The following is a 22,422-nucleotide window of genomic DNA, read 5'->3' on the forward strand; positions in this document are numbered from 1 at the left end:
ACCCGGGACCTGCCGTGCGCCCATCCGCGCCTCTCCTCCGCGTGCGCGAGCTCACCCTCACCCACGCGGATGCCGCGCATCCGTCGCCCCGTGACGTGACCTTCGACATCGACCCCGGTGAGGTCGTGCTGCTGCTCGGCCCGTCCGGCTCCGGGAAGTCGACGCTCACGCTCGCCCTCAACGGCCTCATCCCGCACGCGCTCCCCGCGACCATGTCCGGCTCCGTCGAGGCCGGCGGTGTCGACACGACCACCGCGCACACCGCGACGCTCAGCACGCACGTCGCCATGGTCTTCCAGGACCCTGACGCCCAGATCGTCACGGGGACGGTGTACGACGAGGTGGCTTTCGGCCCAGAGAACCTCCTGCTCCCGCTCGGCACCGTGCGGGCCCGCGTCGAGGATGCGCTGCGGCGGGTGGGCCTGTGGGAGCGCCGGGACGACAACCCGGACCACCTGTCCGGCGGCGGCCGACAGCGTCTCGCCATCGCCTGCGCCCTCGCGATGGGCTCCCCTCTCATCGTGCTGGACGAGCCGACCGCGAACCTCGACCCGCAGGGGATCGACGACGTGTATGCGGCGCTGACCGAGGTCGTGGCCGCCGGCGACCGGGCGATCCTCCTCGTCGAGCACAACCTCGATGCGGCGATGCGCTTCGTCACGCGCACCGTCGTGCTCGACCGCGAGGGCCGGGTGGTCTTCGACGGTCCGGCCGCCGAGACCATCCGGGCGCATGCCGACGAGCTCGTGGCGATGGGGGTCTGGCTGCCCGCCGCGACGCTCGCTGCGCTCCGCCTCCGCGACCGGGGGATCGTCCTCGACCCGCTGCCGCTGACGCCCGAGGCACTGGCCGCGGCCCTGCCTGCCGGTCCGGCCCGCGCGTCCTCGATCCTCGCCGACGCTCCTCCCGCCGTCGACCGGGAGCCGATCATCCGGGCGCGCGGCCTCACCGTCTCGCGGCGCCGCACCGAGATCCTGCACGGGGTCGACCTCGACATCGCCGCGGGGAGTCTCACCGCGATCGTCGGGGCGAACGGCGCGGGCAAGACCACGCTGATCCAGGCCCTCGCGGGGGTTGTGCCGCCGCCGAAGGGCCGGGTCTCCGTCGACGGCATCGACCCGGGCACCGCCTCCCCCCGGGACCTCGCGGCCCGGATCGGCTTCGTGTTCCAGAACCCGGAGCACCAGTTCATCGCCGCCACCGTGTTCGACGAGCTCGCCCACGGGCTCCGGCTGCGCCATGTGCCGGACGACGAGGTCAGCGCTCGCGTGACGGAGATGCTCGAGCGGTTCGGGCTCACGCACAAGGCCGACGTGCACCCGTTCCTCCTCTCCGGCGGCGAGAAGCGACGACTCTCGGTGGGCACGGCCCTCATCACCCGTCCTCCCGTCCTCGCCCTCGACGAGCCCACCTTCGGGCAGGACCGCGCCAGGGCCGCCGAGCTCCTGGACCTGCTGGAGAGTCTCCGGGCGGACGGCACGACCGTCGTCATCGTCACCCACGATCTGCAGCTCGTCGCGGAGCACGCCACCGACACCGTCGTCCTCGCCGAGGGGCGGGTCCGCGCCGCCGGCCCCACGGCAGCGCTGTTCTCCGATCCCGCGATCCTCCCCTCCGCCGGGTTGCGCGTCCCCGCCCTGCAGCGGGTGCTCGCCGAGGCCGGGTGGGAGGTGACACCGTGACGATGTCCACGCTCGATCCGTATGCGCCGCTCGCGGCCACCTCGCGGCGGCAGTTCCTCTACGGCCTCAATCCGCTGGCGAAGGTCGCCGGTTTCGCCCCCGCGATGCTGCTGCTCGTCTTCGTGCGCGACCTGGCCACCCCGGCCGCCTTCCTCGTGCTCGCGTACGTTCTCATCCTCGTCGGGGCGCGGGTGACGGGCCGCCTTCTCGCGCTGCTCCTGCTGGGCCTCCCTGTGGCTATGATCGCGATCGGCGTCGGCTTCTCCCTGTGGGTCGACACGGCCCTGGTCGCCGACACAGCCCCCGTCGTGACGATCGGCGACTGGACCCTCTACGGAGGCGCCCTCCTCATCGGCTTCGCAACGGCGCTCCGGCTCGGATCGATCGTCGCGCTCGCGCTGGTCGGCGGCCTCACCACCAGCGGCTCCGATCTCGTGCGTGCGAGCGTGCAGCAGCTGCGCGTGCCGTACCGCATCGGGTACACGGCCCTGGCCGCCTTCCGCTTCGTGCCCCGGTTCGGGCACGAGCTCGCCGTCATCCGCGCCGCGCACCGGGTGCGCGGTTACCACGGCGGCCGCGGCCCCTTCGCGCGGATCGCCCGCGGCTGGGGGTACATCGTCCCTCTGCTCGCGGGTGCCATCCGGCACGCGGAGCGCGTCGCCCTCGCGATGGACTCCCGGGCGTTCGGCGCGCATCCGACGCGGACCGAGCGGCACCTCGTGCCGTTCCGCACGAGGGACACCGTCTTCACCTTGGTCATGCTCGCTGTGTCGGCCGCGATCTTCGTCGTCTTCTTCCCCTGGCAGCTCCCCTGAAAGGTGCCCCATGGCATTCAGCAAGATGGTCAAGCCGGAGACGGCCGAGCTCCTGCACCTCACCGTGCTCCGCTCCGAACGACTCGCGCCGCACTGGGTGCGGATGACCCTGGGCGGCGGCGAGATCGACCGCTTCCGCCCGATGGGCTACGACCAGTGGTTCCGGCTGTTCCTGCCGATCGGCGGCGAGGCGGGGCTGGAGCGGGTGCCCGCGAAGGCGAACCGGATGTTCGGGTACCTGAAGTTCCTCCGCATCCCCGACGGCGAGCGCCCCGTGATGCGCAACTACACCGTGCGCGCCTACCGCCCGGCCACGGCCGAGATCGGCGCCGAGCTCGACGTCGACTTCGTCCTGCACGGCTCGGCGGCCGACGGCACCGCCGGTCCGGCGTCCCGATGGGCGGAGACGTGCGCCCCCGGCGAGCACGTCCTCATCATCGACGAGGGCCTGACCTTCAACCCCGAGCGGGGCACCGATCGGGTGGTGCTCGTCGGCGACGAGACCGCCCTCCCCGCGATCGCGTCGATCAGCGCCTCCCTGCCGACCGACGCCTCGGGCACGGCGATCATCGAGGTCCCGTCCACGGAGGACGCCCTGGAGTTCCCGCACCCGTCGGGGCTCGAGGTGGTGTGGGTCGTGCGGCCTCAGGAGAGTCCGCCCGGGGCCCTCGCTCTCGACACCCTCGCTCGTACCACTCTGCCCGCCGCGCCGTTCCATGCCTACGCGGCGGGAGAGCAGGCGCTGGCCTCCGGCGTCCGCAAGCAGCTCGTCGGCGAGCGCGGCGTCGACAGGAACGCCGTCAGCTTCTGCGGCTACTGGAAGATCGGTGCCGCCTCCCCCGCCTCGAAGGCCGCCCGCGAGGCCGCCGCGGAGCCCCGCACGTAATCCCGGGCAGAACTTCGGAGCTAAGACACGACACGCCGGGGCGGACGATGCCGCCCCGGCGCGTCGTCGGGAATCTCCGAAGTCGTGCTCGGAGACCGGACACGGGATGCGGGAACATCGCCCCGCACCCGCTCACTTCACACTGCCCTGCGTGAGCCCGCCGACGAGCCACTTCTGCAGGAACAGCGCCAGCAGGTAGATCGGGATCAGCCCGGAGAGGCTGGCGGCGGCCATCTGCCCGAACATCACCTCTCGACCGCCCTGCATGAGCGCGATACCCACGGGGAGCGTCTGGGAGTCCACGCTCTGCGTGAGCAGCAGCGGGATGAGGAAGTCGTTGTACGCGAGGATGAAGACGATGATCGACACCGCCACGATGCCCGGGGCCGTGAGCGGCAGGATCACCGCCCAGAGGGTGCGCAGCGGACCGCATCCGTCGATCTGCGCCGCCTCGTCGACCTCGAACGGGATCGAGCGGAAGAACCCGTCGAGCAGCCACACCGCCACCGGCGTGAGCAGCAGACCCTCGACGATGCCCAGCCCGATCACCGAGTCCATGAGCCCCGCGGTGCGCACCAGGGCGAAGAGCGGGATGATCGCCACGATCGGCGGGGCGACGTACGCGGAGACGATGAGCCCGAGGGTCTGCTTCCCGCCGGCCCGCAACCGGGCCATCGCGTAGTTCGCCGGGATCGCCACGAGCAGCGACACGATCACCGCCCCGACCGCCGCCCCGATCGAATTGCGGAGGTAGGTGAGGATCGGCCAGTTCTCGAATGCGGCCACCCAGTTCTCGAACGCGAGGCGGGACGGGAGGATGCGCGTGGACAGGATGTCGTCCGGGCTCTTGAACGACATGCTCACCATGTACAGCACGGGCAGCAGCGCGAGGGCGATCGCGACGACGATCACGACGGCCTTCACCGCCGTGACGGTGGCGGACGGCCGGCCGGGCCGGGAGATGCTCGCGGTCCGACGGCGCCGCTGGCGACGGCGGGCGTCGGGAACCACGAGCGTGACGGTCGCGCTCTCGTCGACCCGATCCGTGGAGCGGAGTGTGAGCGACATGGTCAGCCCTCTCTGTGCAGCCGCTGCCGCACGGCGTTGAGCGGCAGGATGACGATGGTGACCAGCACCAGGAAGGCGATGGTCTGCGCGGCGGCGGCGCCGACGTCGAACGTCTGCAGCCCGGTCCGATAGATCTGGAAGCTGCTGACGGTGGTGTCGAAGCCCGGTCCGCCGCTGGTCATGATGAACACGAGGTCGAAGACCTTGAACGAGACGACGAGCTTGAGCAGCAGCACGGTGATGAGGCTCGGGAGCACGAGCGGGAACGTGATGCGCCAGAACGTCTGCCACACCCCGGCACCGTCGACCTGGGAGGCCTCGTACACCTCGGTCGGCAGGGTCTGCAGAGCGGCGAACACGAGCAGCACGCAGAAGGGCGTCCACTGCCAGGCGTCCACCATGATCACGGAGATCATCGCCGCGGGGCTGGAGCCGAGGAACAGGAACGGCTCGGACCCGGGCGCGAACGACTGCCCGATGTTGTTGAGCAGTCCGCCGGTGGGAGCCAGCATGAGCTTCCAGATGACGCCGGCCATCACCGGCGGTGTCATCAGCGGCAGCAGGAGCAGCACCCGGATGACGCGGCCGCCCTTGACCGCGGCGTCCAGCGACAGGGCGACGACCAGCCCCGCCACGAGCGCGATCAGGGCGGAGGGGATGGCGAAGAGCAGCGACCTGCCGAGGGACGGGAGGGTGACCCCGTCCCCCAGCAGCGCCGCGAAGTTGTCGAACCCGACCCATTCGGTGAACGGCCGGCCCAGCGACGACTCCGAGAAGGAGGCGGCGATGATGTAGCCGAGTGGATAGATCGCGATGATCGCGATCGCGATGACGGCGGGCGCGAGCAGGGCGCGTCCCGTCCACGACGCGCGTCGGGCGCGGCGCCGGGAGGCGACGGGGTGCGACATGAGCGGTCCTTTCGGGTTCGACGACGGGGTCAGTCGGCCAGGGACTGCCAGGTGTCCCAGGTGTTCTGCATCGCCTGTTCGGCGGTGAGACCGCCCTGCAGCATCAGCGCCAGGTTGTCGCTGAGCGACTGGATCATCTCCGGCGCCTGCGGCGAGGTCGGCCAGGACTGCGCGTTGGGCAGCACCTCGGCGGCGACCGCCGAGACCTCGGGGGCGAACTCGACGTACTCCGGACTCTCCAGCGTGGAGGTGCGGGTGGGGTCGACACCGGAGCCGGTCGTCGTGATGAGCTTCTCGTTCGTCTCCTTCGACGAGGCGAACGCGACGAACTGCTTCGCGAGGTCCTCGTCGCTGGCGTTCGGGCTGATACCCATCGCCCATCCCGCGTTGAGCGCTCCGGAGACCTTGCCCTCGGGGCCCACCGGCAGCGGGGCGACTCCCCAGCCGTCGACGATCTTCGACTGCTCCGGGTCCTGCGCGAACACGCCCAGGTCGGTCCAGAACTCGATCATCCCGACCGACCCGGACAGGAACTGTGGCAGCGCCTGCTCGAATCCGATCTCCAGCGGACTGGGGAGGGCCGACGGCGAAGCATCGAGCATCGACTGCGCGGCGGCCACCGCGTACTCGGTGTCGAGCTGCGGCATCTGCGGGTCGATCGGGTCGGGCGACATCGTCGCGAGCCGGTTGAAGAACGTCGACCCGATGTTGAACGCGCTCTTCGAGCCGAGCAGCGCGTTGCCGTAGACGCCGTTCGCCTTCTCGGCGTCGGTGATCTTCTTCGAGACCTCGACGTACTCATCCCACGTGGTGGGGACCTCGACGCCGTTCCGCTCGAAGATCGCCTTGTTGTAGAAGAGCACGTGCGTGTCGCCGTCGATGGGCAGACCGTAGGTGGCGTCCTCGTACTGCGAGTACGGTCCGAAGATCGCCTCGATGAAGTCGCCGGAGTCGATGTCCTCGTCGGACTCGACCCAGTCGGTGATGTCGGCGAGCGCCCCGGCGTCGGCAAGGGCGCCGACCGACGTGTACCAGTACTGGATGACGTCGTAATTGTTGGTGCCGGACTGCGCGTCCAGGATCGCCTTGGTCTGGATCTGGTCGTAGGGGACGACCTCGACCTCGACCTCGACGCCGGTCGCGGCCTCGAAGTCTTTCTCGAGGATGGCCCCCGCGCCCTCCTGGGGTGCGGCGATGAGGACCTTCAGGGTCTTGTCGCCTCCGTCGCCGGAGGCGCCTCCCGCGTCCCCGCCGCAGCCGGCGAGCACGAGGCCCGCCGTGGATGCCAGGACGATGACGGGAAGGGCACGGCGCACGAGGCGCGCGGTCGGAGAGGGGCGTCGTTGCCTGCTCATGGTGGTGTCCTTTCGGTGGTTCTTCTCGGGTGAGGGGGGGAACATCAGTCGCCGGAGCGGGGGCCCGGCGTCCAGGGGCGGTCGACCTTGTCGCCGTCCACCCAGGGGGTCTTGACGAAGACCGCACGGAAGGTCTCGTCGAAGGGGTTGCGGACGAAGTGCTCCTCGTGCGGCTCGGCCCGCAGCACGTCGCCGGCGGAGACGACCCGACACGTGTCGCGGTCGAGCCAGATCTCCGCGCGGCCCTCGATCACGACGAAGGATTCCGTGTGGTGCTCGTGGAGGTGATTCGCGAACTCGTCCCCCGGGCGGAGCACGACGACGCCGAACGCCGCGTCCTCCCCCTGGGCGAGGTATCCCGGACCCCAGTCGCCGAACCGCAGCGCGGCATCGGCGGTCCGCAGCACGTCGGCGCTCATGCGGGCACCGGGGCCTCGGTCGCCGCGCGGAACAGCTCGTAGGCGTCGGCGGGGTCGAGGTCGTCATGCACGACGGCGCGGACGGCGGTCATCATCGCGGCGGGGGCGGCGCTCTGGAAGATGTTGCGGCCCATGTCGACGCCGGCCGCCCCGGCCCGCACGGCACGGGAGGCCATGGTGAGCGCGTCGAGCTCCGGGAGCTTCTTGCCGCCCGCCATGATGACCGGGACCGGGCATCCGGCCACCACGTCCTCGAAGCCCTTCTCGCAGTAGTAGGTCTTGACCAGCTGCGCGCCGAGCTCGGCGATGATGCGGGTCGCGAGTCCGAGGTAGCGAGCGTCGCGGACCAGTTCCTTGCCCACCGCGGTGACGCCGAGCACGGGGATACCGGCCGCGTACCCCTGATCGACGAGGGTGGTGAGGTTGCGGATGCTGCGGCTCTCGTGCTCCCCGCCGACGAAGACCTGCACGGCCACGGCATCGGCGTTGAGACGGACGGCGTCCTCCATCGCCATCGCCGTGTACTCGTCCGAGAGGTCCTTGAGGATCGACGGCCCCCCGGAGGCACGGAGCACGAGCCCGGCACGCGTCGCCGGCGGAAGAGAGGTGCGCAGCGCGCCCCTGGTGCCCATCAGCGCGTCCGCCTGCGCGGCGAGCGGCGCGATGTTCAGGTCGATGCGCTCGAGTCCCGATGTCGGCCCCTGGAAGTAGCCGTGGTCGAAGGCGAGCATGACCGTGCGCCCGGTCTCCGGATCGAGGATTCGTGACAGGCGGTTCTGCATGCCCCAGTCGAGGTTGGCGGCGCCACGGATGTTCTGCGTGAACCGGACGCCGGGCGTCCCGACGTGGAACTGCTTGGCGTCGGCGTTGCCGTCGAGGTCTGCCATGGAGGTCTCCTTCGTGTTGTCGTCAGCCGGCGTGACCGACGGGCGAGAGGCGGGGGGTGGAGGGGTCGAGGGGGCCGCGGGCCGCCCCCGGCGGGGTGAAGAGCGGAGGGAGGTCGGGGCTCGAGATCGCCAGGACGTCGCGGTAGACGCGGTGCCAGCGCTCGGTGACCGCGCGGTACTGCTCGTGCTCGGCGGGATCGACCCGTTCGACCCGCTCGGCGTCGCCCATGGGCGGGAGCGTGGCGCCGACACCGGTAGCGGCCAGGCGGGCGGCACCGTATGACGTGGCCTCGGGGGCGGGGGTGACGCGCGTGTCCAGGCCGGTGACGCCGGCGATGATCCGCGGCCACAGCGCTCCCGCACTCGACCCACCGGTGAACGTCACGGTGCCGTCCGCGACCGCGCGGCCCGCGGTGAGGGCGGAGAGGATCTCGAGGTGCGCGCCGGCGACGATGGCCGCGGATTCCTCGATCGCCCGGATGAACGCCCCGCGGGACGACCCGGCGGCGTCGTTGATGTCGAACCCGACGAACGCGGGCGCGGCGTGGTGCCACGCGTCGGCCTGCATGACGTTCGCCATCGTGGCGACCACGCCGTTCGCACCGACCGGGACGTCGGCGGCCCACTCCTCCATGATGCGGAAGGCGGAGCGGCCCTCCGCGCGTCCGAGCGCCGCCGCGTCGGGGCACATCGCGTCCCGGAACCAGCGCATGGCGAGTCCCGACAGGAAGCCGATGCCCTCGATCATCCAGGTGCCGGGGTCGACGTGGCAGAGGGTGCGCAGACGGCGATCCGGGTCGACGAGAGGCTCCGCGACGACGGCCGTCGTCTGCCAGAACGTCCCGGCGACGATCGTCGGAGTCCCCTCTCGCGCCGCGATGCCGTGGAGGGCGAGCTGTGTGTCCGCCCCGCCGGCGACGACCGGGGTGCCGACGGGCAGCCCCGTCGCGGCCGCCGCCGCGGGCGTCACAGCGCCGACGACCTCGCCGGCCGCGACGACCGGGGGCAGGATGCGCCGGTCGATGCCGACGAGATCCGCAAGGTCGGCGGACCATCCCCGCGCGTGGAGGTCGAAGAGGGCGGAACTCGACCCGCAGGTCGGCTCGGTGACGAAGACGCCGGTGAGCCGGGTGGTGACCCAGTCGCTCAGCATGCCGAGGTGGCGCGCACGGGAGAGGACCTCTGGCTGGTGGCGCGCGATCCAGCGCAGCCGTGCCGGTGCCGTGATCGACACCCAGTCCCCGGCGGTGCGGTAGATCTCGTCCGCGACGCCCTCCGCCACGAGCTCGTCGGCCTCGGCGCGGGCCCGCCCGTCCGTGTTCGGGCAGGCCCAGATCTCCGTGCCGGCCTCGTCGAACAGCACGAAGCCCTCCCGCATGCTGGAGGCGGCGACGGCGGCGACGCGGCGGCCGTTCAGCCGCGCGACGACCTCGGCGACTGCGCCGGCGATGGCCGCCCAGCCGTTCGCGGTGTCGAAGGCCGTGCCGCCGGGGTGGCCCGGGATCGCGCGGTGGGTCCACTCCCGGGCGGCGTGGGTCACGAGCCGGCCCTCGATGTCGAAGGCCAGGGCGCGTGCGGAGCCGGTCCCGGCGTCGATCGCCAGGAAGACGTCGGTCAGCGCTCCCATCGCAGATCACCTCCTGCCAGGAACCGCTCGACTTCCGCGGCGAGCATGTCCGCACCGCGGGCGAGCGTCTCGTGTGTCGCTCCGGCCAGGTGCGGGGTGAGGACCAGGTTCGGCTCCGCGACGAGCTCGCGCCACGGTCCGTCGGGCTCGTTGACGTCGAGGGCGACGCCCGCGAGCTGTCCGGAGCGCAGCCCGTCCAGCAGTGCGTGCTCGTCGACGAGCGACTCGCGGGCGGTGTTGATGAGGAACGCGCCGCGCGGCATCCGCTCGATCTGCGCCCGGCCGATCAGGTGCCGGTTCTCGGCGGTCGCCCTGGCGTGCACGCTGACCACGTCGCTGGCGGAGAGCAGCGCGTCGAGGTCGCCCACGATCGTCGCATCGGTCACCGTCTCGGGATCGACGAAGGGGTCGTACGCCGTGATGACGGCCCCGAGGGCGCGAGCTCGCGCCGCGACCAGCCGGGCGACGTTGCCGTAGCCGATGAGCCCGAGGCGCAGCCCCTTGACCTCGCGTCCGAACCACCGGGCGCCCTCGAACGTCGATTCGGCGAGCGGACGCCCGTCCGCCACCCGGTCGTCCACGTCCCGAAGGGAGGCCGGCACGTTGCGCACCAGAGAGATGAGAAAGCCGATGGTGAGATCCGCGACGGCGTCGGCGTTCTTGCCCGGCGTGGTCGTCACGCGGACGCCGGCTCCGCGGGCCGCGTCGAGGTCGACGTTCACGGGGCCGCCCCGCGCGCAGCCGAGGAGACGGAGGTCGGGCAGGGCCGCGATGACCTCGGCGGTGACGGGGGCGGCGTGGAAGGCGACGACGTCGTACCCCGCGGCGAGCCGGGCGACCTCGGCCGGATCGCCCTCGAACTCGCGGATCGCGGCGGTGTCCCAAGTGGGCTCCGCGATCGCCATCGTGACCGCGTCGGTCTCGATCCCCCGCTCCCGGAAGGCGCGGGTGAAGACCTCGGCGGTCATGTAGCTATCGCCGATGACGAGGATGCGGTGGTCGGTCATGCAGGGCTCCCGGGGATCGAGGGACGGGGAAGGGGTCAGCGGAGCGCGGCCGGGTATCGGCCGGAAGCGGTCTCGTTCGAGATGCCCGCCGCGTCGAAGCCGGTGTCGACGCTCACGCGCAGACGGTCGGTCCGCACGGAGGCGCGGGAGATGTCGATGGGCTGCCCGCTCTGGTCGTAGGCGACGGCCTCGACCACGACGATCGGATGCCCCGGCTCGACCTCGAGCAGTCCCGCGAGCATTCGGTCGGCCGAGACGGCCTCGATCGTGCGGTGCATGCGCGCGATCCGCACGCCGGTGACGCGGGAGATCGCGGCGTAAAGGCTGGCCCGGGGGTCGCGGAGGTCGGGAAGGACACCGACGAAGCGCGTGGGCAGGTAGTTGATCACGTGGACGGCCGTGCGGGCGCCGACGGCGCGCACGCGCTCCAGCACGAAGCCCATGCCGTCGGGCGAGTCGCGACCGACCACCGCGGCGGCCCAGGACGGCAGCGGTTCGATCCCTCCGCGGAGGATCTCGGAACTCAGGGCGCTGCGTCCGTCCTCGCTGTACTCGCCGAGCAGGCTCGGCGCGGAGGGCAGCGTCCAGGCGGACGGCCCCTGGGCACGCTCGACGAACGCGCCCTTGCCCTGCTGCCGGGAGATGATCCCGGCGCTCTCGAGACGAGACAGCGCATCGCGGACCGAGGTCCGGGAGGCGGCGAAGTGCGCGCGCAGTTCGCTCTCGCTCGGCAGGCGGTCCCCGGGCGCCCAGGCGCCCTGGGCGATCTGCCCCTCGACGGCGCGCATGATCTGGAACCAGATCGGAGCCGTCGACGTACGGTCGAGCTGCGGCAGGGTGAGCGTGGACATTCCGGCCTCTTCGGTGAGCGGGTGCGAGGACATCGGCGTCCTCGAGCCGGACGTTGCCTGTCCGGACATGTATCGATCATGGACCAGCACATGTATCCCCTGAAGAGACAAGTCAGAAGAAAGTCGGCCCCTTGGCCGGGATCCTGATTATCCGCTCACCATCAGGCTTTTCTTCACAGGGCGACGATCCCGGAACCGGCGCACCGCACGGCCGGCCCTCCCCGCCGACGCCACTCGTCGATACAAGTGGACCGCACTCATCCGCCCCCAGACGGAAAACGCACCCTCGGGATGTTCCGAGGGTGCGTTTCTCCTGCGGCCCGCCGCGCGGGCCCTGCGTCAGCGCTTGCCGGCGATCTGACGCCCGACGATCTCGCGCATGATCTCGTTCGTGCCGCCGTAGATGCGGTGCACACGCGCGTCGAGGAAGGCCCGGGCGATGGGGTACTCGGTGATGTAGCCGTAGCCGCCGTGGAGCTGGACCCCGGCGTCGAGGACCTCCCACTCACGCTCGGTCGCCCAGAACTTGACCTTCGCGGCCTCTTCCGCCGAGAGCTTGCCGTCCTTGTAGGCCAGCAGCGCGCGGTCGATGAAGGCCCACAGCGCGTCGACCGTGGCGGACATGTCGGCGATGGTGAAGCGGCTGTTCTGGAAGTCGATGATGCGCTCCCCGAAGGCCTCGCGGTCCTTGGTGTACGCGACGGTCCAGTCGAACGCGGCCTGCGCGGCGGCGGCTCCGGCCACGCCGATCGAGAGGCGCTCGAGCGGCAGGTTCATCATGAGCTGGATGAAGCCCTTGCCCTCGACGCCGCCGATGAGGTTCTCCTCCGGCACGAACACGTCGCTGAACGACAGCTCGGCGGTGTCATGGCCGTGGAAGCCCATCTTGGACAGCTTCTTGCCGTTGTCGAATCCCTCCATGCCCTTCTCGATGAGCACGAGGCTGAACGCGTCGGGACGGTTGCCCTCGCCGGTCTTCACGAACGTGACGACGAGGTCGGCGGTCGCGCCCGATGAGATGAACGTCTTCGCGCCGTTGACGATGTAGCCGCCGTCCGTCTTCTTCGCCGTGGTCTTGATGCCGCGGAGGTCGGAGCCGGCGCCGGGCTCGGTCATGGCGAGCGCGCCGACGACCTCACCGGTCGCCATGCGGGGCAGCCACTTCTCCTTCTGCTCCTGCGTGCCCATGTGCACGAGGTACGGCACGGCCAGGTCGTCCTGGATGCCGAAGGCCCCGGCGAGCGACCCGGCGCCCGCGGCGATGACCTCTTCGTTCACGATCGCGCGGAAGCGGTAGTCCTGCAGCATCCCGGCGCCGCCGAACTCCTCCGGCACGGAGAGCCCGATGATGCCGGCCTCACCCGCGGCGCGCATCGTGGCGCGGTCCACCTCGCCGGCGGCGTCCCACTTCTCGATCGCCTCGTGCGTGACGTGGCGCTTGACGAAATCCTTGACGAGGTCGCGGAATGCCTCGTGATCCTCTTCGTAGATGTCGCGTTCCATGCCGTCCTCCCGAACGTGTCGTGCGTCGTTGCTCCGGCGAGTCTACGGCGGGAGCACGGGGCAGGACAGGCGATTGTGAGAATGCATCCCATCGTGGGTGGGACTGGGTATCGCCTTTGTGGAATGCCTCAGTGCGAGCGGATCACACCCCTGCCCCGCCAACTCAGTGGTCGTAATCGGGCGCCGCAGGGAGCCCGAAGAACTCCTCCAGCGTGTGATAGCCGCCTTCGTGATACGCCGCCGCGAGCTCCGTGCCGACGTAGCGCAGGTGCCAGGGCTCCGGGGCGTACCCGGTGACGGGCGTGCCGACCTGTTCGTAGCGCACGATGAATCCGTACTCCCAGGCGTGCGCCGCCACCCACTCGCTCTGACGCGTCGCGCCGAAGCCGTCCAGACCGCCGCAGCCGTCATCACAGGCCACGACGTCGAGGGCGAGACCGGTCTGATGCTCGCTGTGACCCGGTCGCGCCGAGCCGGCATCCGCGTCCGCCTGCCCCTGGTTCCGCACATGCGCGTCGTAGGTCGCGACCTGGAGGCCGTAGGAACGGTAGCCGTTGTTCGCTCCGATGCGTCCCACCCCGGCCGCCGCGGCGGCGTCCGCCATGCGCCCGGCGGCGTCGGCGACCTCCGCGCGCACCCGACCCGACGGGGTCGTCATCTGCAGCGGCACCTGGCCCAGTTCCGCGGGCTCGTACGCGGCCGGATCGAGCGGGCGACCCTTGTTCACCACAACCCAGATCCGGGCGGGGTCGCTGAGCGAGACACAGGGTGCATTACCGGCGACCACGGCATCGCGGAAGCGCGCCCCACCGCCGAAGGCCGCCACGGTGGCGGCGTCGTCGCCCGCCGCGACCGCTTCCTGCACCGCGGGGTCGGCGCAGGGGTCCGCCGCGGGCGTCGCGGCGTTCTGCACCGACGGCACCTGCATCACCGCGACGGGGCGCGGGAGCGGTGGGGATGCCACGGGGGTCGCGGCCGCCCCGGTGAGCGAGAGCACCACGCCGATCGCGGTCACCGCCAGCCCGACCGGCAGGGCGGGTCCGAAGATCGGGGAGCGCGGCGCCGCATGCTGAGCGTACGGCGAGGAGGGCATGCCCCCATTCTTCCATTCGAACATCAGTGCCACACTCACTTGACTTCGATTCGATTCTTTGTTCGACTGGGAGCATGCGGTGGCAGGGACAGAAACTCGCGGACAGCGACGAGGCGGCATTGCCGGGCCTCGAGAACCGTTCGAGCGTCCTCCGCACGGTGACCACACCGGAGTTCGCCGGCATGACGTTCCACGAGGTGCTGTCGAAGTCAGCGCTCAACCACGTCCCCGGGGCGTCGCGCATGCCCTTCGCCTGGACCATCAACCCCTATCGCGGCTGCTCCCACGCCTGCACCTACTGCTTCGCCCGGGGCACGCACGAGTACCTCGACCTCGACGGCGGCGCGGACTTCGACACCCAGATCGTCGTCAAGGTCAATGTCGTCGAGGTGCTCGAGCGGGAGCTGCGCCGCGGGAGCTGGCAGCACGAGACGGTCGCCCTCGGTACGAACACCGACCCGTACCAGCGGGCCGAGGGGCGCTACGCCCTCATGCCCGGCATCATCGAGGCGCTGGCCGCGTCCGGCACCCCGATGTCGATCCTGACGAAGGGCACGCTGATCCGTCGGGACATCCCGCTGCTGAAGAAGGCGGCGCAGCGTGTGCCGGTCGACGTGCAGATGTCGATCGCGATGTACGACGACGCGCTGCAGAAGGCGATCGAGCCGGGCGCCCCGACCACGCAGGCCCGCCTCGACACGGTGCGCGCGCTCGCCGACGCCGGCTTCCCCGTCACGGTGTTCCTCATGCCGATCATGCCGCATCTGACCGACTCCCTTCCCGCGATCGACGACGCCCTCCGCCGTATCAAGGCCGCCGGAGCGCGGAGCGTGATCTACGGGGCCCTGCATCTGCGTCCGGGAGTCAAGCCGTGGTTCTTCCAGTGGCTCGGTGAGAACCGTCCCGATCTCGTGTCGTCGTATCGCGGGCTGTATCCCGGGGCCTCCGTCGAGGCACCGAAGCCGTACCGGCAGTGGCTCGCCAAGCGCGCTCGCCCCCTCATCCGGATGCACGGGCTCGACGGCCGGCACGAAGACGACTATCCGCGGCGCGGGTCCCGCCCGGGCCAAGGGCATGTCCAGACGGAGACGCCGCCGGCCGGGCCGGTCATGTTCACGCCGAGCGGCCGCGCGGCCGCCGCCCCGCCGCAGCCGATGCTGTTCTGACCCGGTCGGCCGGAGGGCGCGGCTCCGCGTAGGCTCGAGGATCATGGCGATCGGTTCGACAGTCCACACGTTCGAGATGCAGCTCGCCGACACCGATCGCGGGGTCTACGAAGACGTCTCGCTCCGGGCCGCCCGGCATCCGTCCGAGACCGACGCGTACATGCTCACCCGGGTCCTCGCGTACGGGCTCGAGTTCGCGGACGGGATCACGTTCGGCGGCAGCGTCTCCGACACGGAGGAGCCCGCGGTGCTCGTGCGCGACCTCACGGGCCGAGTCACCGTCTGGATCGAGGTGGGCGCTCCCGATGCCGCGCGGCTGCATCACGCCTCCCGCCTCGCAGACCGGACAGTGGTCTACACGCACCGCGACCCGGCCAAGGTCATGGCGCCGTGGGCCGACAAGCGCATCCATCGTTCCGAGGACATCCGGGTGTACAGCTTCGACCCCGGCTTCATCGAGAGCGCCACGCCCCACCTCGCCCGCCGGAACACCCTGACCCTCACGGTCACCGAGCGCGTCCTCTACCTCGACCTCAACGGCACGTCCCTGACGACCACCCTTCACGAGCACACCCTCCCCTGACACCCCCGGCTGCCCGCGCACCTTCCCGGTGCGGAGTGCAAAAAGGCCCCGGAGACCGAAGTCTCCGGGGCCTTTCTGATCCCGAACGCGTCAGGAGGTGAGTTCCGCGGCGGACGGCACGCGCCCCGCGATCTCCTCGATCACGTCGTCGTCCACGCGCGCCTGCTCGAACGGCGCCTCGATCTCGGCGCGACCGAGCAGCTCGGTCATCCGACGCTGGCGCTGCCGCGTGATGAGCGTGACGACCCGGCCCGAGCGTCCCGCGCGACCGGTGCGACCCGAGCGGTGCAGGTACGTCTTGTACTCGTCCGGCGCGTCGGCCTGGACTACGAGGTCGATGTCGTCGACGTGGATGCCGCGCGCGGCCACATCGGTGGCCACGAGGACGTTCACCCGGCCCGAGGTCAGCTTCTCCAGGTTCCGCGTGCGCTTGGCCTGGTTGAGGTCGCCATGCAGCGAGACCGCGGGGATGCCCGCGTCGTCGAACTGGTCGGCCAGCATGTCGGCGTAGGCACGGGTGCGGGCGAAGACCAGGGTCTTGCCCTCGCGGTCGACGAGCGAGGTGAGGATGTCGGCCTTGTCGCGGTGCTCGATGACGAGCACCCGGTGCTCGATCGTGCTGGAGCCCTGGTCTTCGCCCGCGACCTCGAACACGGCGGGGTCGACGAGGAACTCGTCCACGAGCGCCGCGACCTCGCGGTCGAGCGTCGCGGAGAACAGGAGCTTCTGGCTGCCCTCGGCCGTGCGGCGGAGGATGCGCTGCACGGGCTCGACGAATCCGAGCTCGCACATGTGGTCGGCCTCGTCGAGCACCGCGATCCGGCAGTCCGACAGGTCGAGCTTGCCCTGGTTCATCAGGTCCTCGACGCGGCCGGGAGTGCCGATGACGATGTCGACGCCCTTCTTCAGCGCGCCCACCTGACGACCCTGCGGCACACCGCCGTAGATCTGCGTCGTGAACAGGCCCACGCTCCGGGCGATCGGCTGGATGGTCCGGTCGATCTGCAGCGCGAGCTCGCGCGTCGGGGCGAGGATGATCGCGCGCGGCGAGCGGCCGAACTCGCGACGCTTGCCCGCCTGCGACTTCAGCACCCGCTCGACGAGCGGCGCGCCGAAGGCGATGGTCTTGCCGGAGCCCGTGCGGCCGCGGGCGAGCACGTCGCGCCCCTCGAGGACGGCGGGGATGCTCGCCGCCTGGATCGGGAACGGCGTCGCGGCCCCCATGCCGTTCAGGGTCTCGGTGATGTTCGAGCCGAGGCCGAGATCGGCGAACGTGATGCCCTCGACCTCGACGGCCTGCACGGCCTGCGCCTCGAGGCGCTCGTGGACGACGTCGTCGGCCTGCTCGAACGCCGCCTTCGGCTTCGCGTTCCAGTCGTTGCGGGTCGGACGCTCGTCCCGGCGGGGGCGCTCGTCCCGACGCGGACGCTCGGTACGGTAGGCCCCGCCGGTCGACGGCCGCTCGCGCCCGCCCTCGAAGGAGCGCTGCGTGCGGTCGCGGTCGAAGGCGCGGCGGGCACGGGCGGCGTCGTAGGAGCGGTCGGCCCCCTGGTCGTTGCCGCGGGCGCGGTCGCCGCCGCGGTCATCGCGCCGCGGACGGTCGTCGCGGTCGAAGCGCGGACGCTCGTTCCGGCGATCGTCGAAGCGCGGGCGGCCCCCGTCGCGGTGGTCGCCGTCGCGGAAGCCCTGTCGCTGCGAGCCGCCGCGGTCGTCGCGCCGCGGACGGTCGTCGAAGCGGCCGGCCCCTGCGCGGTCGTTGTACCGCGGACGCTCGGAGCGGGCGTCGAACCGGCCGGCGCCTGCGCGGTCGTCGCGGCGGTGCGGGGCCTCGCGGCGTCCGGACTCCGCACGGTTGCGGATGCTGCGGGCCTCGTCGCGGCCGGCGCGCTCCTGAGAGCTCCACCGACGCTTCGGCGCACCGGACTCGGTCTCCTCCGGGCGATAGCCGCGGTGGCCGGGGCTGCGGCTGCCGGGGCGGCGGTCGTACCCGCCGGTCGCCCGGGAGTCGCGGTCCTCGCGAGCGGGACGCTCGTCGCGGGCCGTGTCCCGACCACCGGTCGGTCGGTGGCGGTCGTGGAACGAGGTCTTCTTGGCGCCGTAGCGCGGCTCGAAGTTCGCGGCGGCGCGACCGCCACGGGGCTTCTTGTTCTTGGGCATTCGGGTGTCCTTCTTGCGTTCTCGCACGAGAACAGCGCTGCGCGCACGCGCGAGCACTCCGATCCAGCGGAGTCCGGACGATCTGCGGCCGGGGCCATTCCTGTGATGGTTGATTCGCGTCGATCGACGCGCACCATCGGCCCCTGGACTCACACTTCACACACTGAAAAACGTCCGCGCCCTGCGCGGGTGTCCGAAGCCGACCGCCCCAGTCTACCCGGCGACCCTGGGAGACCCCCGCACTCCGGCGGCCTGCGGCACTACGATGTCGAGGTGAACTCCGTCTCTCCCACCGGCACCCAGGTCCACCTCCGCCTCGGCGACGTGACCGCGCAGATCGCCCAGGTCGGCGCCTCGCTCCGTGGCCTGCGCATCGGCGAGGTCGACCTCGTCTCGCCCTACCCGCTCGACGTCCCGACGCCGTCATGCTCAGGAGTCGTGCTGACGCCGTGGCCCAATCGGGTGCGGGACGGCCGCTGGGACGACGAGGGCACCGGGCGTCAGCTCGCGATCAGCGAGCCGAAGACCACCACCGCCAGCCACGGGCTCCTGCGCTACACCGCCTACGCGGTCGAGCAGACGGAGGGAGCCGCGACCCTGCGCGCGACCGTCTTCCCGCAGACCGGCTACCCGTACCTGATCGAGACGTCCGTCGCCTACGTCCTCACCGCGGACGGCATCGAGGTCACGCACACGCTCACCAACTGGTCCGACTCGGCTGCTCCGGTCGCGCTCGGCACGCACCCGTTCCCGACGATCGGCGACGTCGACCCGCACGACCTCGTCCTCCGCGTCCCGGCCCACACCGTGTTCAAGACGGACGACCGCATGCTTCCGATCGGCACCCGTCCCGCCGACCCCGACCTGCGCGAGGGCGTCCGAGTCGGCGACGTCTCGCTCGACACCGGGTTCACGGACCTCGTGCGCGACCCCGACGGCCGGGTGCGGCACACCCTCACGGCGCCCGACGGCCGGACCGTCACGCTCTGGCAGGGCGAGGGCTTCGATTTCGTGCAGGTGTACACCGCGACGAACTACCCCGGCACCCCGCTCGCCGTCGCGATCGAGCCGATGACCGCTCCGGCGGACGCGTTCAACAGCGGCCTCGGGGTGCGCCGTCTGGCTTCTGGCGAGACCTGGACGCTGGAGTGGGGCCTCTCCTTCGCCTGACCGCGGTTCACAACTCAGGAGAACCCACGCGGAAAGGCCCCGATCCTCGTCTCACCGACGGAATCGGGGCCTTTCTCCTGAGTTGTGAACGCTCGGCTACTCGCCGTGGTTCTCGCGCAGCTCTCGGCGGCTGACCGGTGTGCCGTCCGCATGGACCGGAACCGGGGCGGCATCCTCGTGGTGCTCGCCCTTGCGGGCCCGACGGCGCTCCCGCGCCCCCTCGACGAGGTTGTACAGCGTCGGCAGCACGATGAGCGTCAGCACCGTGGAGGAGACGAGTCCGCCGATCACCACGATGGCCAGCGGCTGGGAGATGAACCCGCCGTGCCCCGTGATCCCCAGCGCCATCGGGGTGAGGGCGAGGATCGTGGCGAGCGCTGTCATGAGGATCGGGCGCAGACGCTTCTCCCCACCCGCCATCACGGCATCCGCGGTCGACAGCCCCTTCTCCCGATACTGGTTCACGAGGTCGACGAGCACGATCGCGTTCGTCACCACGATGCCGATGAGCATCAGCACACCGATCAGCGAGGCCACGCCCAGCGGCACGCCCGTGACGATCTGCAGCAGGATCGCTCCGGTCGCCGCGAACGGCACCGAGATCAGCAGCAGGAGCGGCTGCCGCAGCGACTTGAACGTCGCCACCATCACGACGTACACGATGAGGATCGCGGCGAGCATCGCGAGGCCGAGCTGCGCGAACGAGTCGGCCTGCTGCGAGGCGACGCCGCCGACCTCGGCGGAGGCGCCGTCCGGGAGGTCCGCCGCGGCGAGCGCCTCGGTGACCGACTGTGTGGCGACCGCGAGGTTGTCCGATGCGGGCGGCACGGTGACGGTCGCGGTGCGGCGTCCCTGCTCGGTGGTGATCGAGGTGGGGCCGTTGCGCTGCTCGACGGTCGCGATGTCCTGCAGCGGCACGATGCCCGCCGCGGTGGGGATCGCGAGCTGCTGGAGCGCGGCGACGGTCGTCGGCGGCCCCGGGTTGACGAGGTACACCGTCAGCGCGGTGTCGTCGATCTCGACCGATCCGATCTGCTGCGGACGCATCGTGTTGGACACGATCGACCCGACGGCGACCTCGGACAGCCCTACCCGCGCGGCGGCCTCGCGGTCCACGACCACGGCGATGTACGGCAGGGCCTCGGCGAGGTTGTCCGTGACCTGCCCGATGCCCTCGCGGCCGTCGAGCTCCTCCACCACGGCGGAGGTCGCGGTGGCGAGGTCGTCGCCGTTCGCCGCCGTCACGGTGATCTCGATGTCGCTGGAGCCGAAGCCGGCGGACGCCGCGACGTTGACCTCGCCGACCTCGTCGCCGAGGCCGTCGATGGCATCCTGCACCTCGGCACGCAGCTTCTCCTGGTCGGCGTCGCCGTCGGTGAGGACCGAGTAGGTGATCCCCGCGCCGCCGGAGAACGCGTCGCGCAGCGCGGACCCGCTCGACCCGATGGAGGCCTGCACATGCTCGATGCCGTCGATGTCGAGAAGGGCCTCCTCGACGGGGGCAGCGGCATCGGACTTCGCCTGCAGGCTCGCGGTCGGCCCGAGGTCCTGCGTCACGGTCATGGTGTTCTGACCGGAGTCGCTGAGGAAGTTCACCTTCATCAGCGGGGCGGCGGCGAGCGTCCCGGCGAGGACCACCACCGCGAGCGCCACCGTGATGCCCGAGTGCTTCAGCGTCCAGCCGAGGATGGGGCGGTAGCCGCGCTGCAGCCGCGTCGGCGGGGCCGCCGGGTCCTCCGGGTCGATCGCGTTCCCGCTCTCGTCGAGGAGCGGCTTTCCGGGCTTGAGGAACCAGTACGCCAGCACCGGCACGATCGTCAGAGCCACGAAGAGCGAGGCGACCATGGCGATCGTGACCGTCATCGCGAACGGACGGAACAGCTCGCCCACCATGTCGCCGACGAACACGATCGGCAGAAACACCGCCACGGTCGTGATGGTCGACGCGGTGATGGCCGCGGCGACCTCGCGCACCGCGAGACGGATCGCATCGCCCTTGTCCGCGTCGCCGACGTAGTGGCGCTTGATGTTCTCGATCACCACGATGGAGTCGTCGACCACGCGGCCGATCGCGATCGTGAGCGCCCCGAGGGTCAGCACGTTCAGCGAGTAGCCGAATGCCTGCAGCCCGATGAAGGTGATGAGGACGGACGTCGGGATGGAGATCGCGGTGACGAGCGTCGAGCGCACCGACATCAGGAACACGAGGATCACGAGCACGGCCATCACGAGGCCGAGCAGACCCTCCGTGGCGAGGGTGTCGATCGACTGCACGATGAACGGCGCCTGGTCGAACACGACGGTGAACTCGGCGTCCGGGAGCGCTTCCCCGATCTCGTCGAGCGCGGCCAGCACCCCCTGCGACACCTCGACCGTGTTGGCGGCGGGGAGCTTGGTGATAGAGATCGACAGGGCGTCCTCGCCGTCGACCCGGGAGATCGAGGTCACCGGGTCCGACACCTGGGCCACCGTCGCGACGTCGCCGATGGTCACCGCGGTACCGACGAGAGGCAAGGCGGCGATCTCGTCGACCGAGGTGATCTTGGCGCCGGTCTGCACCGTGAGGGTCTCGCCGTCCTCGGTGATCTCACCGCCGGGGAAGAGGGTGCCGTTCTGCTGCAGCGCGGTGCTGATCGCCTCGCTGCTCTGCCCGGCCGCGCCGAGCTTCGCGAGGTCGGGGGTGATGGTGATGCGCTGTCCGACGCCGCCGACGATCTCCGCTGCGTTCACCCCGTCGACGTCCTCCAGATCGGGGATCGCGACGCTCTCCAGCTGCGCCTGGGCGTTGTCCGCGTCCTCGAAGCCCGTGACCGCGACCTGGATCACCGGGAAGTCGTCGATCGAGACCGAGAGCACCTGCGGCGTGACGTCCTCCGGGAGCTGCGAGGAGATGCGGTTGATCGCCTGCTGGATCTTCTGCTCCGCGGTCGCGAGGTTGGTGCCGTACGAGAACATCGCCTGCACGATCGAGGCGTTGGTCGTGCTCGTCGCGGTCGTCGACTCCAGGTCGGGCACGCCCTGGATGGCGGACTCGATCGGCGTCGAGACGTCGTTCTCGACCACCTCGGGCGAGGCGCCGGGGTAGGTGGTCATGACCACGAGCGCCGGCAGCTCGAGCGACGGGATGAGCTCCTGCTTGAGGTTGGTCAGCGCGAGCCCGCCGAACACCGCGGCGACGATCGTCACGAGCGCGATGAGGGCGCGGTTCTTCAGGCTGAGGATGGCGAGTTTCGACAAGGCGGGGT

The 22,422-nt window shown here is 71.0% G+C and carries 18 protein-coding genes; 6 read left to right on the forward strand and 12 right to left on the reverse strand.

Going from position 1 to position 22,422, the window contains the following annotated elements:
- The first annotated feature begins 14 nt into the window (after window positions 1–14).
- The 3 genes from AB0P08_RS03825 to AB0P08_RS03835 are packed head-to-tail and all read left to right on the forward strand — an operon-like array spanning window position 15 to window position 3,383.
- Window positions 15–1,682, forward strand: a complete 1,668-nt coding sequence (locus AB0P08_RS03825; protein ID WP_363588154.1) for an ABC transporter ATP-binding protein — start codon at window positions 15–17, stop codon at window positions 1,680–1,682.
- 2 nt (window positions 1,683–1,684) lie between these two features.
- Window positions 1,685–2,497 (forward strand): energy-coupling factor transporter transmembrane component T, encoded by an 813-nt coding sequence (locus AB0P08_RS03830; protein ID WP_363588156.1) that lies wholly within the window; start codon window positions 1,685–1,687, stop codon window positions 2,495–2,497.
- 10 nt (window positions 2,498–2,507) lie between these two features.
- Entirely contained in the window at window positions 2,508–3,383 is an 876-nt protein-coding gene (locus AB0P08_RS03835; RefSeq protein WP_363588158.1) for a siderophore-interacting protein, read from the forward strand.
- 132 nt (window positions 3,384–3,515) lie between these two features.
- Here AB0P08_RS03835 and AB0P08_RS03840 read toward each other — a convergent pair whose 3' ends face one another.
- From AB0P08_RS03840 to AB0P08_RS03885, 10 genes are all read right to left on the reverse strand, one after another.
- Window positions 3,516–4,451, reverse strand: a complete 936-nt coding sequence (locus AB0P08_RS03840; RefSeq protein ID WP_363588160.1) for a carbohydrate ABC transporter permease — start codon at window positions 4,449–4,451, stop codon at window positions 3,516–3,518.
- Window positions 4,452–4,453: 2 nt separating this feature from the next.
- Window positions 4,454–5,359 (reverse strand): carbohydrate ABC transporter permease, encoded by a 906-nt coding sequence (locus AB0P08_RS03845; protein ID WP_280569090.1) that lies wholly within the window; start codon window positions 5,357–5,359, stop codon window positions 4,454–4,456.
- Between the two features lie 29 nt (window positions 5,360–5,388).
- A complete protein-coding gene (locus tag AB0P08_RS03850) occupies window positions 5,389–6,714 on the reverse strand; it encodes an extracellular solute-binding protein (RefSeq protein ID WP_363588162.1) in 1,326 nt (441 codons plus the stop codon).
- 44 nt (window positions 6,715–6,758) lie between these two features.
- Window positions 6,759–7,133 (reverse strand): cupin domain-containing protein, encoded by a 375-nt coding sequence (locus AB0P08_RS03855; RefSeq protein WP_259952815.1) that lies wholly within the window; start codon window positions 7,131–7,133, stop codon window positions 6,759–6,761.
- Complete coding sequence (gene lsrF, locus AB0P08_RS03860) at window positions 7,130–8,020, reverse strand: 3-hydroxy-5-phosphonooxypentane-2,4-dione thiolase (RefSeq protein WP_280569097.1); 891 nt, start codon at window positions 8,018–8,020, stop codon at window positions 7,130–7,132. Before lsrF ends, AB0P08_RS03855 begins: the two co-directional genes overlap by 4 nt.
- Before the next feature lie 22 nt (window positions 8,021–8,042).
- The gene (locus AB0P08_RS03865) at window positions 8,043–9,647 is read right to left on the reverse strand and encodes an FGGY family carbohydrate kinase (protein WP_280569099.1); all 1,605 of its coding nucleotides are present in this window, start codon (window positions 9,645–9,647) and stop codon (window positions 8,043–8,045) included.
- Window positions 9,635–10,654 (reverse strand): NAD(P)-dependent oxidoreductase, encoded by a 1,020-nt coding sequence (locus AB0P08_RS03870; protein WP_336501410.1) that lies wholly within the window; start codon window positions 10,652–10,654, stop codon window positions 9,635–9,637. The genes AB0P08_RS03865 and AB0P08_RS03870 overlap by 13 nt, the downstream gene beginning before the upstream one ends.
- 35 nt (window positions 10,655–10,689) lie before the next feature.
- Window positions 10,690–11,505, reverse strand: coding sequence for a GntR family transcriptional regulator (locus AB0P08_RS03875; RefSeq protein WP_161973074.1), 816 nt, complete (start codon window positions 11,503–11,505; stop codon window positions 10,690–10,692).
- Between the two features lie 339 nt (window positions 11,506–11,844).
- Window positions 11,845–13,008: an acyl-CoA dehydrogenase family protein gene (locus AB0P08_RS03880; RefSeq protein WP_363588165.1), complete on the reverse strand. Its 1,164-nt coding sequence runs from the start codon at window positions 13,006–13,008 to the stop codon at window positions 11,845–11,847.
- A gap of 163 nt (window positions 13,009–13,171) precedes the next feature.
- The gene (locus AB0P08_RS03885) at window positions 13,172–14,101 is read right to left on the reverse strand and encodes a D-alanyl-D-alanine carboxypeptidase family protein (protein ID WP_363588167.1); all 930 of its coding nucleotides are present in this window, start codon (window positions 14,099–14,101) and stop codon (window positions 13,172–13,174) included.
- 74 nt (window positions 14,102–14,175) lie between these two features.
- Between AB0P08_RS03885 and AB0P08_RS03890 the strand changes: the two genes are divergently transcribed.
- Window positions 14,176–15,267, forward strand: coding sequence for an Rv2578c family radical SAM protein (locus AB0P08_RS03890; protein WP_363444870.1), 1,092 nt, complete (start codon window positions 14,176–14,178; stop codon window positions 15,265–15,267).
- Window positions 15,268–15,310: 43 nt separating this feature from the next.
- Window positions 15,311–15,850 (forward strand): YaeQ family protein, encoded by a 540-nt coding sequence (locus AB0P08_RS03895; RefSeq protein WP_363588169.1) that lies wholly within the window; start codon window positions 15,311–15,313, stop codon window positions 15,848–15,850.
- Between the two features lie 90 nt (window positions 15,851–15,940).
- Here AB0P08_RS03895 and AB0P08_RS03900 read toward each other — a convergent pair whose 3' ends face one another.
- Complete coding sequence (locus tag AB0P08_RS03900) at window positions 15,941–18,007, reverse strand: DEAD/DEAH box helicase (protein WP_363588171.1); 2,067 nt, start codon at window positions 18,005–18,007, stop codon at window positions 15,941–15,943.
- A 273-nt stretch (window positions 18,008–18,280) separates the two neighbouring features.
- Here AB0P08_RS03900 and AB0P08_RS03905 point away from each other — a divergent pair, with 273 nt between their 5' ends.
- Window positions 18,281–19,177: an aldose 1-epimerase family protein gene (locus AB0P08_RS03905; RefSeq protein WP_363588173.1), complete on the forward strand. Its 897-nt coding sequence runs from the start codon at window positions 18,281–18,283 to the stop codon at window positions 19,175–19,177.
- Between the two features lie 96 nt (window positions 19,178–19,273).
- On the opposite strand, the gene AB0P08_RS03910 is transcribed toward AB0P08_RS03905, so the two are convergent.
- Window positions 19,274–22,414 carry an efflux RND transporter permease subunit gene (locus AB0P08_RS03910; protein ID WP_363588175.1) on the reverse strand — a complete coding sequence of 1,047 codons (3,141 nt, stop codon included), beginning with the start codon at window positions 22,412–22,414 and terminating at the stop codon, window positions 19,274–19,276.
- Window positions 22,415–22,422: the final 8 nt, after the last annotated feature.

Source organism: Microbacterium meiriae, from assembly GCF_040686935.1.
Classification (GTDB): Bacteria; Actinomycetota; Actinomycetes; order Actinomycetales; family Microbacteriaceae; genus Microbacterium; species Microbacterium meiriae.

Bases quoted from the DNA above. Each gene is read 5' to 3' on its own strand.
- AB0P08_RS03830 (WP_363588156.1), top strand. From the start codon at position 1,685: ATGTCCACGCTCGATCCGTATGCGCCGCTCGCGGCCACCTCGCGGCGG.
- AB0P08_RS03835 (WP_363588158.1), top strand. From the start codon at position 2,508: ATGGCATTCAGCAAGATGGTCAAGCCGGAGACGGCCGAGCTCCTGCAC.
- AB0P08_RS03840 (WP_363588160.1), bottom strand. From the start codon at position 4,451: ATGTCGCTCACACTCCGCTCCACGGATCGGGTCGACGAGAGCGCGACC.
- AB0P08_RS03845 (WP_280569090.1), bottom strand. From the start codon at position 5,359: ATGTCGCACCCCGTCGCCTCCCGGCGCCGCGCCCGACGCGCGTCGTGG.
- AB0P08_RS03850 (WP_363588162.1), bottom strand. From the start codon at position 6,714: ATGAGCAGGCAACGACGCCCCTCTCCGACCGCGCGCCTCGTGCGCCGT.
- AB0P08_RS03855 (WP_259952815.1), bottom strand. From the start codon at position 7,133: ATGAGCGCCGACGTGCTGCGGACCGCCGATGCCGCGCTGCGGTTCGGC.
- lsrF (WP_280569097.1), bottom strand. From the start codon at position 8,020: ATGGCAGACCTCGACGGCAACGCCGACGCCAAGCAGTTCCACGTCGGG.
- AB0P08_RS03865 (WP_280569099.1), bottom strand. From the start codon at position 9,647: ATGGGAGCGCTGACCGACGTCTTCCTGGCGATCGACGCCGGGACCGGC.
- AB0P08_RS03870 (WP_336501410.1), bottom strand. From the start codon at position 10,654: ATGACCGACCACCGCATCCTCGTCATCGGCGATAGCTACATGACCGCC.
- AB0P08_RS03875 (WP_161973074.1), bottom strand. From the start codon at position 11,505: ATGTCCACGCTCACCCTGCCGCAGCTCGACCGTACGTCGACGGCTCCG.
- AB0P08_RS03880 (WP_363588165.1), bottom strand. From the start codon at position 13,008: ATGGAACGCGACATCTACGAAGAGGATCACGAGGCATTCCGCGACCTC.
- AB0P08_RS03885 (WP_363588167.1), bottom strand. From the start codon at position 14,101: ATGCCCTCCTCGCCGTACGCTCAGCATGCGGCGCCGCGCTCCCCGATC.
- AB0P08_RS03890 (WP_363444870.1), top strand. From the start codon at position 14,176: ATGCGGTGGCAGGGACAGAAACTCGCGGACAGCGACGAGGCGGCATTG.
- AB0P08_RS03895 (WP_363588169.1), top strand. From the start codon at position 15,311: ATGGCGATCGGTTCGACAGTCCACACGTTCGAGATGCAGCTCGCCGAC.
- AB0P08_RS03900 (WP_363588171.1), bottom strand. From the start codon at position 18,007: ATGCCCAAGAACAAGAAGCCCCGTGGCGGTCGCGCCGCCGCGAACTTC.